12 protein-coding genes and 1 pseudogene are annotated in these 16,045 nt (G+C 57.2%); all 13 read right to left on the reverse strand.

Annotation, left to right across the window (positions count from 1 at the left end; all coding sequences use genetic code 11):
- Positions 1 to 68 precede the first annotated feature (68 nt).
- Complete coding sequence (dnaG, locus tag BBOMB_RS02665) at positions 69 to 2,216, reverse strand: DNA primase (protein ID WP_044086951.1); 2,148 nt, start codon at positions 2,214 to 2,216, stop codon at positions 69 to 71.
- A 342-nt stretch (positions 2,217 to 2,558) separates the two neighbouring features.
- Entirely contained in the window at positions 2,559 to 3,851 is a 1,293-nt protein-coding gene (locus tag BBOMB_RS02670; RefSeq protein ID WP_044086735.1) for a deoxyguanosinetriphosphate triphosphohydrolase, read from the reverse strand.
- 214 nt (positions 3,852 to 4,065) lie between these two features.
- Positions 4,066 to 5,424, reverse strand: coding sequence for an alanine racemase (gene alr / locus BBOMB_RS02675; protein ID WP_044086738.1), 1,359 nt, complete (start codon positions 5,422 to 5,424; stop codon positions 4,066 to 4,068).
- On the reverse strand, positions 5,414 to 5,911 hold the full coding sequence (locus BBOMB_RS02680) for a GNAT family N-acetyltransferase (RefSeq protein ID WP_044086739.1): 498 nt from the start codon (positions 5,909 to 5,911) through the stop codon (positions 5,414 to 5,416). Before BBOMB_RS02680 ends, alr begins: the two co-directional genes overlap by 11 nt.
- 43 nt (positions 5,912 to 5,954) lie before the next feature.
- Positions 5,955 to 6,452 (reverse strand): S-ribosylhomocysteine lyase, encoded by a 498-nt coding sequence (locus BBOMB_RS02685; protein WP_330934682.1) that lies wholly within the window; start codon positions 6,450 to 6,452, stop codon positions 5,955 to 5,957.
- Between the two features lie 86 nt (positions 6,453 to 6,538).
- Positions 6,539 to 8,677 carry a RecQ family ATP-dependent DNA helicase gene (locus BBOMB_RS02690; RefSeq protein WP_081867247.1) on the reverse strand — a complete coding sequence of 713 codons (2,139 nt, stop codon included), beginning with the start codon at positions 8,675 to 8,677 and terminating at the stop codon, positions 6,539 to 6,541.
- Between the two features lie 291 nt (positions 8,678 to 8,968).
- Complete coding sequence (locus tag BBOMB_RS02695; RefSeq protein WP_044086955.1) at positions 8,969 to 9,259, reverse strand: hypothetical protein; 291 nt, start codon at positions 9,257 to 9,259, stop codon at positions 8,969 to 8,971.
- A gap of 161 nt (positions 9,260 to 9,420) precedes the next feature.
- Positions 9,421 to 10,998 carry a bifunctional phosphoribosylaminoimidazolecarboxamide formyltransferase/IMP cyclohydrolase gene (gene purH / locus BBOMB_RS02700; protein WP_044086740.1) on the reverse strand — a complete coding sequence of 526 codons (1,578 nt, stop codon included), beginning with the start codon at positions 10,996 to 10,998 and terminating at the stop codon, positions 9,421 to 9,423.
- A 9-nt stretch (positions 10,999 to 11,007) separates the two neighbouring features.
- Positions 11,008 to 12,537, reverse strand: coding sequence for a cell division protein PerM (locus BBOMB_RS02705; RefSeq protein WP_052377368.1), 1,530 nt, complete (start codon positions 12,535 to 12,537; stop codon positions 11,008 to 11,010).
- On the reverse strand, positions 12,534 to 13,460 hold the full coding sequence (sucD, locus tag BBOMB_RS02710) for a succinate--CoA ligase subunit alpha (RefSeq protein ID WP_044086741.1): 927 nt from the start codon (positions 13,458 to 13,460) through the stop codon (positions 12,534 to 12,536). The genes BBOMB_RS02705 and sucD overlap by 4 nt, the downstream gene beginning before the upstream one ends.
- Positions 13,461 to 13,594: 134 nt before the next feature.
- A pseudogene (sucC, locus tag BBOMB_RS02715) lies at positions 13,595 to 14,767 on the reverse strand (ADP-forming succinate--CoA ligase subunit beta); the annotation flags it as partial.
- A gap of 56 nt (positions 14,768 to 14,823) precedes the next feature.
- Complete coding sequence (locus BBOMB_RS02720) at positions 14,824 to 15,405, reverse strand: adenine phosphoribosyltransferase (RefSeq protein WP_044086743.1); 582 nt, start codon at positions 15,403 to 15,405, stop codon at positions 14,824 to 14,826.
- A 111-nt stretch (positions 15,406 to 15,516) separates the two neighbouring features.
- Positions 15,517 to 15,996 carry a preprotein translocase subunit YajC gene (gene yajC / locus BBOMB_RS02725; protein WP_081867249.1) on the reverse strand — a complete coding sequence of 160 codons (480 nt, stop codon included), beginning with the start codon at positions 15,994 to 15,996 and terminating at the stop codon, positions 15,517 to 15,519.
- Between the last annotated feature and the right edge of the window lie 49 nt (positions 15,997 to 16,045).

Consider the following 16,045-nt stretch of genomic DNA (forward strand, 5'->3'; position numbering starts at 1 on the left):
CCTGATTTCTCAACGAAATGCGAACACTTGTGACAGCGACCAAAAAGCTTAAAAACCTTTTGATTCCATCACGCAGTGGCGTTGCCATAGACCTGGGACTGCATCTCCTTGCGCTCCGTCTCCATTCGCGTGATGCTGCCAAGCAGCTCCAATTTCTTAGCCGAATCGGACATATGCGACATACGACGCTTGGCCGCTCCTATTTGCCTCATATATCCCAGATCAAGCAGTCGAACCAGCAATTCGGCCGCGTATCGGCTCTCTTCAGGGCTCGCCTCACGCAACGGCAAGGAAGCCTGGGAAACTTCGTGCGCCGACCCGGAGGAAGAGGCATCGCTGGCCTGCGGGGAAACGGTCCGTCCCGAGGACGACGATTGCCTCTCCGACACCACAGGCAGGGGCAAGGGTAAAACAGCCAGCTCTCCGACGACCTCGGATAAAACCGGCCCTGCAGCCTTGTTCAGGTTGTGCATCCACAGTCCTTGCGGTGTTTCGGGAGCAGGCAGACCGCCGGCCGCCTCCACGGCCTGAAACAAGGAACGGAACACATCGGTCAGGAAATGATTTGCACCGAGCTTCGCAAAACCTTGCACCGGTATGGCGCGAGGTACCTGGATAAGCACCGCCATGAACTGCTGTTCCGCGATGAACACAGCATCGTCAACCCGATAATATGACTGCTCATTGGCATCGCGCCGTTCCAAGGCTTTGCGCACCTCGGGGTTGGCATAGGGGTTGTCTCCTGTGCCGAAAGTGTTCTCTCTGTTGAACCCGTTCTGTCGTGCAGTCGGCTGATATTGGCCACGCCTGGGCGCATAGGCGTCCTCGTCCCTGACATGAAGCTTGCGGCGGGCAGCATTCACTTCATGGCGCATGATATCCAGATCCACACCAATCCGGCGAGCCGCCTTCCTCTCATGAACATCAAGCAGCGACCTGTCTCGAATCTGGGCAATCAAAGGAGCCACAGCTTTCACCGCACCCATCTGTCCGTTGGTGTATGCAGTGTCGAAACGGTCGATCACCGTGTTGATGACGAAGTCATACAGTGGTTTGGCTTCGGAGACAAGCGAACGCACCGCCTGGTCCCCTCGTTTGAGGCGCAGGTCGCACGGATCGAGGTTGTCCGCGGCCACCGCCACGAACGTCTGCGAAAGAAAGGCCGAATCCAGAGCAAAGGCGTGGATGGCGGCCTTTTGACCCGCCGCGTCCCCATCAAAGGTGAACACGATACGACTTGACAACGATTGCCCGTCGACCTTGAGCGGACCGACCAGCTGCACCGCGCCAAGCGAATCGTCGGCGATGAGACGACGCACGATTTTGGCATGTTCCTCACCGAAGGCGGTGCCGCATGTGGCGACTGCGGTATCAACGCCTGCCAAATGGCACGCCATTACGTCAGTGTAGCCTTCGACGATAACGACCTGCCGCTTCTTGACGATCGCAGCCTTGGCTATGTCGATGCCGTACAACGCCTGCGTTTTTTTGTAGAGCACGGTATCCGGCGTATTGATGTACTTGGCATTGACGTTGTCGTCATCGAACAGCTTGCGGGCACCGAAGCCCAACGTCCGTCCCGTGGAATCACGTATAGGCCACGTCACGCGACCACGGAAATAGTCATACAGTCCCCGCTGGCCCTGCCGAGCCAGACCGGCGTCAAGCATTTCCTGCTGGGTGAAGCCATTGGATGCCAGATGACGCACCAGATTGTCCCAGCCCTGAGGTGCGTACCCACAACCGAAAAACTCACAATCCTTTTGACTGAAGTCACGTCCGGCGAGCAGCTTATGGGCCGCAATCGCATCTCGACCTCTCAACTGCTCCACGAAGAAACGTTGCGCCTCCTCGTTTGCCTCCAGTAGACGAGCACGTTTCGAACCCTGATGCTCGGAAGATCTACCGCCTTTCTCATAGTGCAACTCGATGTGATATTTATCGGCCAGCAGCTCGACGGCCTCACGAAAGTCGATGTTCTCTTGATGCTCAACATAGACGAACACATCGCCACCCAGACCACAGCCGAAACAATGCCAGACGCCAAGCGATGGTCTGACGCTGAAACTAGGCGTCTTCTCATCGTGGAATGGGCACAGCCCGACATACGTGCCGCTTCCGGATGGTTTCAGCGTCACCGTGGACGAAACGATGTCATACAAGTCCGCCGCCCCGCGTACCTTTTCGACGTCTTCCTTCAATATCATTCCAGCCATAGCAATCAACTTTACACGGTCCATATCACCCAACGAGAACAGGCGATTCAAGCGATGCGCCAAACTCATGAAAAGCTCGGTATGTCGGCTTGAAACGCCCTCATATACGCATCGAAACATGCACCACGGCATCCACGCACAAGGCCGGATCAAACCGCTTATTCTTCAACCGGCATGACGGCCAATCATGACGACATGAGCTGCTTTCCGCGACATAAAAGTCGGCAGATACGACGAACGGGTTTGCGGGAATGTCTGGCTTCCTCGGCACAACACATCATCACCGGACCCGGTCGAACTCACGGATACCAATCCGGCACAGCTGCCTTACGGTCTTAACATTCAACACACAATCGAATGCAGAGTCAGGGCGGACCCGTCAGTCAGGCTGGCCACCTGATCGACGGCGACACGCAACCGTTCCTCATCGTTGGCGCACTGATTCCAGTCCCCCAGGAAAATGGAATCCAACACATCGGAAGGACGCGGCGAATCGGCCATGAGCACATCTACCAGATCCTCGACGACCCGCTGTTCTTCAAGGTGCTGCGCATCATGGTCCCGCGGTTCCATGACGAAATAGACGGCTATTCCTTTAAGAGCCACTATTTCGTAACTGGTCTGCTCGGGAATAACGACATTTGCACTGTAGCGGGTGAGGCGACCCCGACCGTAACGCTCACGGGTGGCCTTCTCCACAGAGAGCGCAAATCTTCCAATAAGGGAACTGGTGATGTTCTTCAGCTGAGCCAGGGCTTCACGCGATCCATTGAAATGTGAGGGGAACATATGCTCCGCCTTCAACCGGTTGAAGGCGGACAACAGCTCATCCGAATCCCATCGATCGCCATACCACTTACGAGTCTGGTCGATGACACCGTCAATGATGCGTGGATCCGCAAGTGCGAGAGGGTTGAAGGCGTATGTCGCGATCGCATCCTCGACGTCGTGGACGCTATAGGCGATGTCGTCCGAAAGATCCATCACCTGGCATTCCATCGGTTTGGCCTCCTTGAGACTCTCGGGCAAATCCCGCTTCAACCATTCGAAGACCGGCTCATCATCGGGATAAACGCAGAACTTCAAGCTTCGTTCACCTTTTGGATGTTTGGCGGCATCCTTCAATGACCAAGGATATTTCACCGCGGCGTCCAAGGAGGCGCGTGTGAGGTTCACGCCGGCGGAACGACCATCCGCATGGAAGACCTTCGGTTCAAGCCTGGTCAGAAGCCTCAGCGTCTGGGCGTTGCCTTCAAAACCGCCGATGCCAGAGGCGATGGCTGCAAGGGCCTTCTCACCGTTATGGCCGAATGGCGGATGCCCCAGGTCGTGTGCAAGACATGCGCAATCGACAACATCCGGGTCGCACCCCAACGAAGCTCCTATCTGCCGACCTATTTGCGCTACCTCGAGAGTATGCGTAAGCCGAGTGCGTGCGAAATCATCGGTCCCCGCCACCAATATCTGACTCTTGGCTCCCAATCGACGCAAGGCCGAAGAATGAATCAGCCTGGCTCGATCGCGTTCGAAGGAGGTTCTCTCCTGCGATTTGGGCGGTTCTGCCGCCCAGCGCTCCTCATCGGCGGCGCAATAACCTTCATCGCCCGGAATTCGTTCTCTGTCAATGGCACGCATATTCACCTCCGTACGCCTCGTGCAACGCGACCGTTCCGACTAATCGACCGAATGATGCCCAAACCGAAACCACAGGGAAACACAAGTTAACGAGCAGCCTACCGCCGGCCTTCTCCGCCTTGGTTGGACCACGATAATACCTCATAGCGTTCCTGGAACGCATCCATCGGTACGCGCATCGGACGACGCCGTGACGCAGGGCACCCGTCGATGGCTATAGGATCTGCCGACGATGAAGCTTGCTCACATCGCGAGGCGAAAGCACTTCGGCAGCATTGAGATACAGACGTGGTATGCGCGACGTCAGGCAGGCGAAAATCTCATCGCTGATGGTACCAGCGCAACGGGCCCAGTCATCAGCCGTCGGTTCATCGAACTCCTCACCTCGGCCTGGCCCGAAGAGCTCCACCGTATCCCCTTCGCTGACTCCGAGTTCGACAGCCGGAGCACCGAGATCCAAAACAAACTGATCCATGCACACACGGCCCGACACGTGCATCACCCGTGGACCGTCCTTGGTCATGACACGCACCGGGCCGCCGATTTTGGTCGTATGCTCAGAACCGGAATCGTCGAATCCCGATGCGGCACGATGAATGCCGTCCGCGTAACCGAGTGGAATGATGACGGTGCTTGTATCGCTGTTGGTGACATACGTGCTCCCGTAGGAGATTCCTTGCCCCTCGACGACGTCCTTGACCGTTGAAATCTGAGCCTGTAACGTCATCGCGGGCTTCAGACCAAACTGTTCGGGCGTACCCATCGCAGGGTCGGCCTCGTAGCCATACAAGCCGATGCCGGGACGCACAAGATCGAATCGGGCCTCCGGACGCGAAAACGTGGCCGCCGTATTGGCGATATGCCGCAGTTGCGGACTGATCCCGGCCTTCTCCATACGCCGCGTGAAGTCGTTGAACAAAGCGATCTGTCGATCGGTCAGCTCCACGAATTCGAGCACATCAGGAGATTCAGCAGCGGAAAGATGACTCCATAGACCCACGATCTCGAACAGCTCCTCATGCACGAGGGGCACAAGCCTGTCAAGTACCACCTGGAAGCCGCGTTCCGTAAAACCATTGCGCCCCAGACCGGTGTCCACGTTGACGTGGACTCGTGCTGGTCTGCCGACTTTGCGTGCGGCCTTGGCCAATGCGTCAATGCCCGCGAGTGAGCCGACGGAAACGTCGATGTCGCTGGCTATTAACTCCGGCAACAAAGCCTCGCCGGAGTTGTACATCCAAGTAAGGATATGGCAACGATCTGACCCTATACCGGCCATACGCAGCTGCAACGCCTCTCGTGGCTGTGCGGTGCCGAGCCATGTGGCACCTCCGGCGAGCGCCGCAAGCGCGGATGGAACCAGACCATGACCATAGCCATCCGCCTTCACAATGCCCATGACCGCAGTGCCGCCATTGGAGCCGCCGACGACATCGACCAACGTGCGCATGTTGTCGCGCATGGATTTGAGATCGATGACAGCCTGACCGGGATAAAGGCGACGAGCCCTACGATAGTTGGCCTTTCCCTGAGGAGAGGAGAATTCCCACGGTTTGAGTGCACTAAGCGTCATGTTTCCATTCTTTCACGGATACGTGACGTTGAAATCCTATGCGCACGGTGTCTCCTTCGGTGCGATCGAGGTTGATCAAACCGCACCGCGTGAAACCTGCCTTCTCGAGTACATGAAGCATAGCCGTGTTATGCGGGTCGGTGTCCGCACGTACGTTCCCGTACCGGCTCAGCACCCACTCCAGGCAAGCGGAAGCGCTATGAGGCTTCAGACCTGTGGAGACGAGCCGATGCACAGTCACGTACGGGTCATCGTCCAACCATTCGCCCTCGATGTGCCCGTATGCCGGTTCGACCCCCGTACAGACGGTGAACTGCGCTAGGACGCGTTCGCCGCCTTCACGCCCTTCATGATCCACGAGCAGAACGGCACGCCCCAACCTGACGTCCTCCACAACCCACTCATCGAGGGGGTAGATTCTCCCCCACTGATTCGGATTGCCGTTACGAGCCATCAGCCTGCGTGCTGCAACGAAATTGGCACGCATCGACGGCAAATCAGAACAACCGGCATTCCTGAATTCCACCGGCTCATACCACCTTGCGCACGTACGGATCCGAGCTTATCCCCTTCGAAAGGATATCCTTGCACCATTCCTTGGCCGTGAATAGGCTATGGTCACGGTAGTTGCCGCAGCTTTTCGCATCGGTCGCGGGAACATCATCCCAAGTCGCTTTATCCGCGATGAATTCCAGCGATTCCTTGAGGGCCTTCGCCACGTCCTCCGTGCTGTGTTCACCCCATGTCAACAGATGGAAACCGGTACGGCATCCGAACGGGGAGCAGTCGATGTAACCGGGAATGCGCTCGCGCAGCAGCACCGCCAGCGTATGTTCGATGGTATGCAGCCCACCGGTGGGGATAGCGTTCTCGTTGGGTTGCACCAGACGAAGATCATAGTTGGATATCACGTCGCCGTTGGGGCCTGTCTCGGTTTCGATGAAGCGCACGTACGGCGCCTTGACCTTGGTGTGGTCGAGTTGGAAGCTTTCAGGCTGTGGCTTGTCTTCCTTCATGTTCTCTGCCATGATGTCCTCCTGACATTGCTTTGACGTCCCTGAATGGTTCACTGCCATCTTACACACATAAATGAACGGCAAGCGCGCACACGCACTCAGGAGCCCTCGAAGGAACGCACCGCGTCCATGAAACGTCGCCCATACATCGACAGCTTATTCTGCCCCACACCGTTGACGCTCAGGAATTGGGCATCGGTCATCGGACGGATGCGAGCCATGTCCCGTAGGGTCCTATCGGAGAAGACGATGTAAGGCGGCTTTCCGATCTCATGCGCCACCTCGAGTCGCAGCGCCCGCAATCTCTGGAAAAGCTCTTCATTCTCCTCGTCGGGAGTGTAGTCTCCAAGGGCCGGTTCCCGGGGGTTTTGACCTTCCAGCCCCGCACCTGAGCCACCACGACGAGAAGCGTCGGCATGTCCTGAATCGTGTGCGGCCTCCAAGAGCATCGGACCGGACGGACGCCTATGGTCAAGCCGCTTGATTTCATAATGAAACCCGGGTTTGACCGTCTCGGACGCTCGTGCCCCAAAGCCGACGACCGGCATTCGCCCTTCTGAGATCATAAGAAAACCATCACTCGCCATCTGGTTGAGCACATCCCGCACGCGGGACTCGGCAACGCTCCGCAGCACACCATAACTGGGATTTTGATCAAGGCCACGCCTTATAAGATCCTGGGCTTTTGAACCGCGCAACACCGCCACAATCTTCCCGGAACCAAAACGTTGCCCTGTGTCGTGGACACACCGGCTTATCGCGCGAGCCACCACGCTGACGTCGATGGTTTCGAAATTGCTTTCGCAATTGACGCAATTGCCGCACTTCCCGCCGTGAATGACCGGCTCATCCGCAGCAAGTATCGTTGCGCCGCCTTCAACGGATCCACGTTGTGCAATGGTGCCTTCATCGGCAGCACCGCCTGTGGCGGCATCGGCGGCATGCGCTCCCTTCGGCGCACCCAAGTGTGGATCGGCGAAGTATTCTTCGATATACCGGTGAAGGCATTCGGTGGTGCGACAGTAACTTATCATGGCGTTCAGCAACTGACGGTGGTTTTGCCGCACGACCTCGGCCTCTTCGACCCCGAGATGCTGATTACTCGGGTCGATGTCCATGAGACGACGTCTTGTGACGATGTCGGACTCGTTCCACAGCAAGGTGCACCGACTTGGCTCGCCGTCACGCCCGGCACGGCCGGCTTCCTGATAATAGGCCTCGATGCTTTCCGGCATGTTGTGATGAATCACATAACGCACGTTCGACTTATCGATGCCCATGCCGAAGGCGTTGGTGGCGACCACCACCGGAACGTCATCCATGATGAACTCACGCTGCGCCCTGCTGCGGAGCGTCGCGTCCATGCCACCGTGGTACACTGCCGCCCGAATGCCACAGGAACGCAGATCAGAAGCGAGCATCTCGGTCTCCTTCCGGGTGGCGCAATAGACGATTCCGGACTCGTTTTCATGACGGAGCACATATTGGACAATCCAGGAGTTCTTGCGTTTGGTGGGCATGGATATCACGTCGAAATACAGGTTGGGCCGATCAAAACCAGTGACAACGGTTTCCGGACGCCGTAGCGCAAGCAGTCGGACGATGTCCCGTCTCACACGTTCCGTTGCGGTGGCAGTGAACGCCGCCACCACCGGTCGGACCGAGAACAGAGCGATGAAATCGACTATGGCAAGGTATGACGATCGGAAATCCTGTCCCCACTGCGAAACACAATGCGCTTCATCGACCGTCACCAGCGAGACATTGACCCGGGCGGCGAATTGCCTGAACTGATCGGTGAGCAATCGTTCCGGCGCCACATACAGCATTTTCAAATTTCCGTTGCGCGCCTGGGCCAAAACCGAACGCCTTTCGTCAGGTTCCTGCGTCGTGTTGACGTATCCGGCGGGGACGCCCACCCCATTCAAGGCATCGACCTGATCCTGCATCAGTGAGATCAACGGGGAGATGACGATGGTAAGGCCAGGAAGCATCGCTGCAGGAACTTGATAGCAGATGGATTTGCCCGCACCCGTAGGCATGACACCAAGCACGTCATGCCCATCAAGAATCGCGCGGACAAGCCCTTCTTGGCCTGGCCTAAATGAATCATAGCCAAAATGCCGTTTTAGAACCTCCAACGGGTCACGAGAGTGGGTCGACACGATGGCCGAAGCCTGAGAAACATCATACGCTTGCAACAAAACCACCTTCCCCGACGTTCCTAGAACGAACATGTACCATGCCAGTGACCCATCCCGTAGTCCCTCACCTCATTCGCACTCCAGAGCATCTGCGGCACTCGACAATCCAAGCACACCGTCTCAACTGCCAGAAGCCGTGCCGTCGGGCCGCACCCCCACCACGGGAAACTGCGATCCAGAACGACGAATCACGCTTGACGACGAGTCGATACGGACACGACGAAGCCATAGGCACGCCCAAGCGAAGCCGAGCACGTACCAAACACGACACGACAAGGCACGTCCATCCGTAACCGTCACCTCACCATCACACGACCGATCTGATCACAACATAAGCTCAATGCTGGCATATGTCACCAGCAAGCCTATACCCAACGCGATCGAAATGAAGACGTCAAACGAGACCGAACGCACCTTCCAAGGGCTGCGTGAGCGCAGCACCAGCCTGATGAGACCAGTAAGAATCGACACCGCAGCCAAGAGCGCGGTCGCCAATGCAGTATGCCCCAGAAACGCCACGACAGCGGCGACCACGACGCACACGGCCACCACCCATTCAAAGGCTGGTCTCCCTTCGTTCTCCTCGGAGACATGAGGATGTTTCCTGGTGCCCATGCACTCTCCCCCTTGAATAACCGCCGTGGCCGTCACCACATTCAATTCAATATTACGACACATATGACCGAGCCACTTTCCTGCTACCGCGGGGGCATACGCCGAAACACCGACTCGAAGGCTCGGTCCGCGACCGATATACAGCACCGCCGACATTCACATCAGTGGAAGAAGTGCCGCGTGCCGGTAAGATACATGGTCACTCCGGCCCTGTTTGCAGCCGTGATGACCTCCTCGTCACGAATCGAGCCTCCCGGCTGAACGATGGCGCGCACGCCGGCATCCATCAGAGTCCGCACGCCGTCGGCAAATGGGAAGAACGCATCCGAAGCGGCAACAGACCCATCCGAACGTCTCTCCCCGTCCGCGAGGGTGTTGGCGCGTTCCACCGCCAAATGACATGAGTCCACTCGATTCACCTGGCCCATACCTATGCCCACTGAGGCTTGACCGTGCGCAAGCAGGATGGCATTCGATTTCACGCAGCGCACGGCGCGCCATGCGAATTGAAGGTCACGCATCATATCCTCATCGGCATCAGCGCCCGACACCAGCTTCCATGACGATGGATCGTCCCCAGGCGCATCGATCATGTCCATTCCCTGTACAAGAAGTCCCCCGTCGATGCCGCGAATCTGGCTCCTTGCCTGAGGTGGACGCGGGACCTTCAGAATCCGCAGGTTCTTCTTCTTTGTCTTCAGGAGTTCCAACGCCGCAGGCTCGTAGCTTGGTGCCACGATCACCTCAGTGAAGATAGGGCGCACGTTATTGGCCATTTCCAATGTGACCTCAGCATTCGCCGCAATCACGCCGCCGTAGGCGCTTACGGGATCGCAGGCGTGTGCTTTGAGATGAGCCTCGGCCACGCTGCGAGCGACGGCCAGTCCGCACGGATTGTTGTGTTTGACGACCGCCACGGCTTTCTGCGGCGCGAAATCCCACACGGCACGCCATGCGGCGTCAGCATCAACATAGTTGTTGTAACTCATCGGTTTGCCGCCAAGCTGTTCGGCCTGCGCAAAACCTCCGTAATCCAGGGGATCGACATAGAGCGCGGCCTTCTGATGCGGGTTCTCGCCATATCGCAACTCATGAGACCGGGTCCATGTACGGGTGAGGTCCGGCTCATCCAAAGACGCCCCCCACCGCTGGGCCATCCATTGTGCCACGGATGCGTCGTATGCGGCGGTTTTCGCAAACGCCTTGCACGCCAGCTCCCTACGCTCATCCAAATCAAATCCCAAGCCGCTTTCAATTGCACGAGCAGCGTAGGCATAGTCCGAGGGATCGGTGACCACCGCGACGCTGGCATGATTCTTCGCGGCTCCACGAACCATGGAAGGACCACCGATGTCTATCTTCTCGATGGCCGCAGCTTCGTCCGCACCGGATCTGACCGTCTGCGTAAACGGATAGAAGTCCACAACCACCAAGTCGAAGGGTTGAATCGAAAGCTCCTCCAGTTGGCGCACATGACTGTCATTCGTCATATCGGCCAAAATCCCGGCATGGATATGCGGATCCAGGGTCTTGACGCGGCCATCGAAGCTCTCGGGAAACCCGGTCACCTGCTCTACCGGGGTGACCTCCACCCCCATCCTTTCAAGTGCGTGTGCCGTGGAACCAGTGGAAACGACCTCCACGCCCATCCTCACGAAGGCAGCCGCGAGGTCTTCAATCCCCTCCTTGTGAAACACCGAAACCAGTGCCCTGTGTATGGGCCGATGCGTATCCGTCATGATGCTCCTTTATTGCTCCGCGTTGATATGGGCACGCACAGCTGCCGCACCCTTCGTTTCTTCACTCCGTCCATGGTGCGGTGAATCCGATTCGCTTTTGCCGCAATCAACTGCTTCATGGACGTTGTCAGAATCGTCTTCACGCGACAGGATATGGGATTCAGTCATTTCTGAAGCACCAGAGACATCCTTGGCCCTCCTACCGGTCGATGGACCGGACGTACCCGACACCGCATCCCGCGAAGACGCCTGGTCGGGCGAATGCCTTATTCTTGACCGATTCTCAAACCATACCCGTATTTGTCTGACGTACACCCTTGCGGCAAGCACCAGACAGACCAGCATCACCGCCGCAATCCAAGCGACAAACAACCCCATGACCGTGGGCCTGACCACTACCTGCACCGATCCCGTGACATCAACGCCCACGTTTTTCAGACGTTTGCGGCCCAATGACCCATCGCTCAGGTAGAAAAGAGCATCGAAGACGAACACAAGCAAAACGCTGCAGATCGTGAAGGACCCCAACGGATACAGGAATTGCTCAACCATAGGCCATATCTTCCTATGTTCTCGAGGGTCACCGGCACCTACACCAAAACCTCTGTGAGAGAACATCAAGAACAAACCCGAAGCGATGCCGACAGCCAAGGGCATCACAGTCAGAAGCGTCCTGACACTCTGGCTTGCGACCCCGTCAGGAAACAAGGCGAAAAACGGTATGGCCGGGAGTCCCGATGAACGCCCGGTCCATAACGTGAATCGCGCCAGATCGCCAACTGCGAATCCACCGCCAAACAGCCACGACAGCGCCCAAAGCGCAAGGTTGGGAAGCCAGACAAGAGATGCCAGAGTTGTCACGATTCTTGATCCCGTTGGCATGGAAGAAAACTCGAAGACCTTGAACATGGCCGGGTAATAACGAACCACCCATACGATTACGACGACGAAACCCAGCACACAGTAGAAGAGCACGGCGAACACGACGGTTACCAGCGCCGACCTGACCATATGATGAAGTCTGGTGGGCATCAGTTTACGTGACTGGTCATCGACACGGCGCATCGTATCGGAATCAGGCAACGCCGCCCAAACAAAGCCGAGAGTGTAGACTATGGCAGCCTTAAGCAGTATGAGCCATAGGGAATCAACAAGCGTCGGACCCGCGTTCTGCGTCAACAACCAGGTGCAGACGAGCCAGACCAGAATCCCCGCACAATAGGCCTTGATGTTCTTGGAGGTGCGGGACACCATCTCACGCACCAGCCGGATAAGCATGAAGGTCAGCAGAAGCGGAACGATGGTGAGAGCGAACGACTGTGTTTCGAAACCGCTGCCCTGACTGAGCAACGCGACCGAAAAGGCAAGCGGCAAAGCCATATCGGAAAGACCCGAACCGCCGGCCTCCATGGAAACGACCAGGAGAATGAGCGTAAGAAACACCCAAAGCGCGATGACGTACATGAATATGGAGACAAAAGCCCCCAATGCGCCTCGCAGCCAAGCGTTCTTTTTGGTGGTCTTCCCCGCTGTGCTCATCGCGCTTCCACACCCATCAGCTGTTCACGTACCAATCCGGCAGCCTGGGAGGGGGTGCGTCCGACCGGAATTCCGGCTGCTTCCAGCGCTTCCTTCTTTCCTTGGGCGGTGCCTTTGCCTCCGGAGACTATGGCGCCTGCGTGGCCCATCTGTTTACCTTCCGGCGCCGTGAATCCCGCGATATACGCCACGACCGGCTTGGTCATGTGCGTCTCAGCCCAGGCTGCGGCGTCTTGTTCCGCATTCCCGCCGATTTCACCAATCATGACTACGGTTTTGGTCTCCGCATCATCTTCGAAACACTGCAGCGCCTCGGTGAGCGTGGTCCCCACGATCGGATCGCCTCCAACGCCTATGCAGGCCGTGAAACCGATATCCGCCAGTTCACCCATCATCTGATACGTCAGGGTCCCTGATTTCGAAATCAACCCCAACGGACCAGAGGAGACGATGCCGTCGGGGATGATGCCGAGGTTAGCGCCTTTTTTACCGTCCTTACGCGGTAAAGTCAGCAATCCTGGGCAGTTCGGCCCGACGATGGAGATGCCTTTCGAAAGGGCCAGCTCTACGCAGTATGCGGTATCGGCAACCGGAATGCCTTCGGTGATGACCACAATGAGTTCTATACCTGCGTCAATGGCCTCCAGCATGGCGCTTTTCGCGAAACGAGGGGGTACGAAGATGACGCTCGCCCGAGCCCCAGTAGCCGCCTTTGCTTCGGAACAAGTGGCAAACACCGGAATTGCCATCTCGCGACCGTCGTCACCTACGCGGAAAGCGACCTGGAGCCCCGCCTTTCGGGGATTGACCCCGCCCACGATACGAGTACCGGCTTCCAGCATACGCCCCGTATGCATCATGCCCTGATGGCCCGTCATACCTTGCACAATGACGGGCGTTTCTTCATTCACAAACAAGTTCATCTCGCCCCTCCCATGCTCTCTTCAGCCGGAGCATCGGCAACTGACGAAGCACTTTCGTCATGCCCCTGCACAACAGCGGTATCCGACGAGACGCCATGACGAGTCTCACAATGGATATCGGCCACTGAAGGTGACGCGGCAAGGCTCGCAGACAGCTGCGCCGCGCGTTCCATCGTGGCGCACACACGAAGCCGAGAATCATCGGCCTCTTCAAGCATCCTCACGCCCTTGCCCGCCTCGTTGCCATCGAAGCGCACCACAATGGGCACCGACGAACGCAAGCCTTCGAGCGCCTCCAGGATTCCGCTGGCGACTTGTTCGCAGGAGGTGATACCACCGTAGATGTTGATGAAAACCGACCTCACCTGAGGGTCTGAAAGCACGATATCCAAGCTTGCCCTCATCACATCGGAAGAGGCACCACCGCCGATATCGAGGAAATTCGCCGGACGCACCTGCGTGCCTTGCTGTAATCCTGCACCTGAAACGGCGTCAAGAGAACTCATGACCAACCCCGCGCCATTGCCTATGACACCCACCTGACCGTCCAAATGGACGTAATGCAAACCGAGTTCACGGGCCCGGACCTCAAAGGGATCGGTTTGCGCGTCATCACGGAACGACGACCATTCCTTATGTCGGAACGAGGCGTTGGCGTCCAAAGAGATTTTGGCATCGAGCGCGCACAGCGATTTGGATGATTCGTCGTCCGGATCACCGACCTTCGCCAACGGGTTGATCTCCACCAAAGTTGCATCGTTGTCCTTGAAGCACTTCCACATCTTCAGCAGAACCTGCGCCGCCTGGTCAACGTCCGCATGATAGAAACCTATGGACTGCGCCATTCGTCTTGCCGCATCCAGGTCAAACGTCTCGAGGGCACTGATGTGGAGCCTTTTGACGGATTCTGGATGGGCCTTGGCAATCTCCTCGACCTCAGTGCCTCCATTGGCTGTGGCCAGCACATCGAAGTCGCGCGAACTCCTATCGAGCGAAATGGAAACATAGTATTCATGCAGCACATTCTTGGCTGCGGCCACAAGCACTCCGTTCACTTGATGGCCGCCGATGCTCATAGGCAAAATCCGTGCGCACGCACGCTCGACCTCGACGGCGTCATTCACCATGGCCACGCCGCCGGCCTGCCCTCTGTGCCCGATTTTCACCTGGGCTTTGACCACACAAGGAAAGCCGATCCTCTCAGCCGCTGCGACCGCCTCCTGGGAAGTCTTCGCATACAAGGCATCGGGAGTGGCTATGTTCTGTGCCGTCAACAGCTCGCGCGCCTGGTATTCGTACAAGTCCATAAGTCATCTCCGTTCAGTGAACTCAACCGAGTGGGCCATTGCAGTTGCGAAAACGATCAAGCGGGCATCGTAAGCAGCGACGTCGTGGGGAGTTCACCAAGCTTCTTCATTCCATCGGTGCCGACGAGTTCCATGACGAAACTGAACCCGACAACCTGACCGCCTGCCCTTCGGATGAGATCCGTCGCCGCTTGGGCGGTGCCTCCGGTGGCAACCAGATCATCGACCACAAGCACCGTGTCGCCCGGCCGAATGATGCCTTGCTCGATTTCGATCGCTGCGTCACCGTACTCGAGTGAATAGTTCTCCTTGAGCGTCTCCGGGGGAAGCTTGCCTGCCTTTCGCACGGCGAGGAACCCCTTGCCCAAACGTGCCGCCAGAGGCGGGCCCACAAGGAACCCTCTTGCCTCAAGACCCGCGATGTAATCGATGTCGTCGACGGGCACGGGAAGCGTTTTTTCCAGAGCGTCGATCATGATGGAGAAGGCCTTCGCGTCCGCCATCAACGGCAGGAAATCACGGAACACAATGCCCTCTTTGGGGAATCCCGGAATTGTACGTATTTTCGAAACCAGATATTGCGCATCCTGCTCACCTACCGCAGCGAGCTTGTTAATGGTGATATCCGTATCTGTCATGATTACCTTTGAATTGAGAAGTATGGTTTCCTATGTCAGCGATGCATAACGCCGCTACGAATGCGAACGTAGCGGCACATCGGGATTCTCCCTGTCGGGAATAATGGTATCTTACTCACCTTTGTCCGGCACCTGGGAATCGCCGTCATCCGTTCGATCGAAGCCACTCCCATCTGCATCGCCATGCGAGGATTCATCATTGTCTGAGGAATCGCGCGAGATCTGAGCGGACTGAGTGCCTTGGGACTGCGCCCGTTCCTGCTCGTCCTGATCAAAGGCAGCGTCATCCACGATGGGATTGCCATCCGCATCGACATCCTCATCATCGATGAAAGCCGGACGCACATATTCCTTGCTGACCGATGAAAGCCGGAAACGAAGTAGCGACCCATCCGAATCAAGGACGATCTCCTCGTATTTCGTATCTATGGAAACGACCTTGCCTATCACTCCCCCGATGGTCACCACCAGGGTGCCAGGTTGAAGGGACTCGCGAAAGTTCTTCACCTCGGACTGCTGCTGCTTGTTTTTCCTGGTCGACCACCACATCATGAGCACCATGACGACAATGATGATCAGCATGAACAACATACTTTGGTCCACTTCACACTCCTTGGAACGATTTCATACGGTGGACTGA

This window comes from Bifidobacterium bombi DSM 19703 (assembly GCF_000737845.1).
Classification (GTDB): domain Bacteria; phylum Actinomycetota; class Actinomycetes; order Actinomycetales; family Bifidobacteriaceae; genus Bifidobacterium; species Bifidobacterium bombi.

Excerpts from the sequence above, each read along its gene's own strand:
- BBOMB_RS02695 (WP_044086955.1), bottom strand. The coding sequence starts at position 9,259 with ATGGGCACCAGGAAACATCCTCATGTCTCCGAGGAGAACGAAGGGAGA.
- BBOMB_RS02720 (WP_044086743.1), bottom strand. The coding sequence starts at position 15,405 with ATGACAGATACGGATATCACCATTAACAAGCTCGCTGCGGTAGGTGAG.
- alr (WP_044086738.1), bottom strand. The coding sequence starts at position 5,424 with ATGACGCTTAGTGCACTCAAACCGTGGGAATTCTCCTCTCCTCAGGGA.
- purH (WP_044086740.1), bottom strand. The coding sequence starts at position 10,998 with ATGACGGATACGCATCGGCCCATACACAGGGCACTGGTTTCGGTGTTT.
- yajC (WP_081867249.1), bottom strand. The coding sequence starts at position 15,996 with ATGTTGTTCATGCTGATCATCATTGTCGTCATGGTGCTCATGATGTGG.
- dnaG (WP_044086951.1), bottom strand. The coding sequence starts at position 2,216 with ATGGCTGGAATGATATTGAAGGAAGACGTCGAAAAGGTACGCGGGGCG.
- BBOMB_RS02705 (WP_052377368.1), bottom strand. The coding sequence starts at position 12,537 with ATGAGCACAGCGGGGAAGACCACCAAAAAGAACGCTTGGCTGCGAGGC.
- BBOMB_RS02685 (WP_330934682.1), bottom strand. The coding sequence starts at position 6,452 with ATGGCAGAGAACATGAAGGAAGACAAGCCACAGCCTGAAAGCTTCCAA.
- BBOMB_RS02690 (WP_081867247.1), bottom strand. The coding sequence starts at position 8,677 with ATGTTCGTTCTAGGAACGTCGGGGAAGGTGGTTTTGTTGCAAGCGTAT.
- BBOMB_RS02670 (WP_044086735.1), bottom strand. The coding sequence starts at position 3,851 with ATGCGTGCCATTGACAGAGAACGAATTCCGGGCGATGAAGGTTATTGC.
- BBOMB_RS02680 (WP_044086739.1), bottom strand. The coding sequence starts at position 5,911 with ATGCGTGCCAATTTCGTTGCAGCACGCAGGCTGATGGCTCGTAACGGC.
- sucD (WP_044086741.1), bottom strand. The coding sequence starts at position 13,460 with ATGAACTTGTTTGTGAATGAAGAAACGCCCGTCATTGTGCAAGGTATG.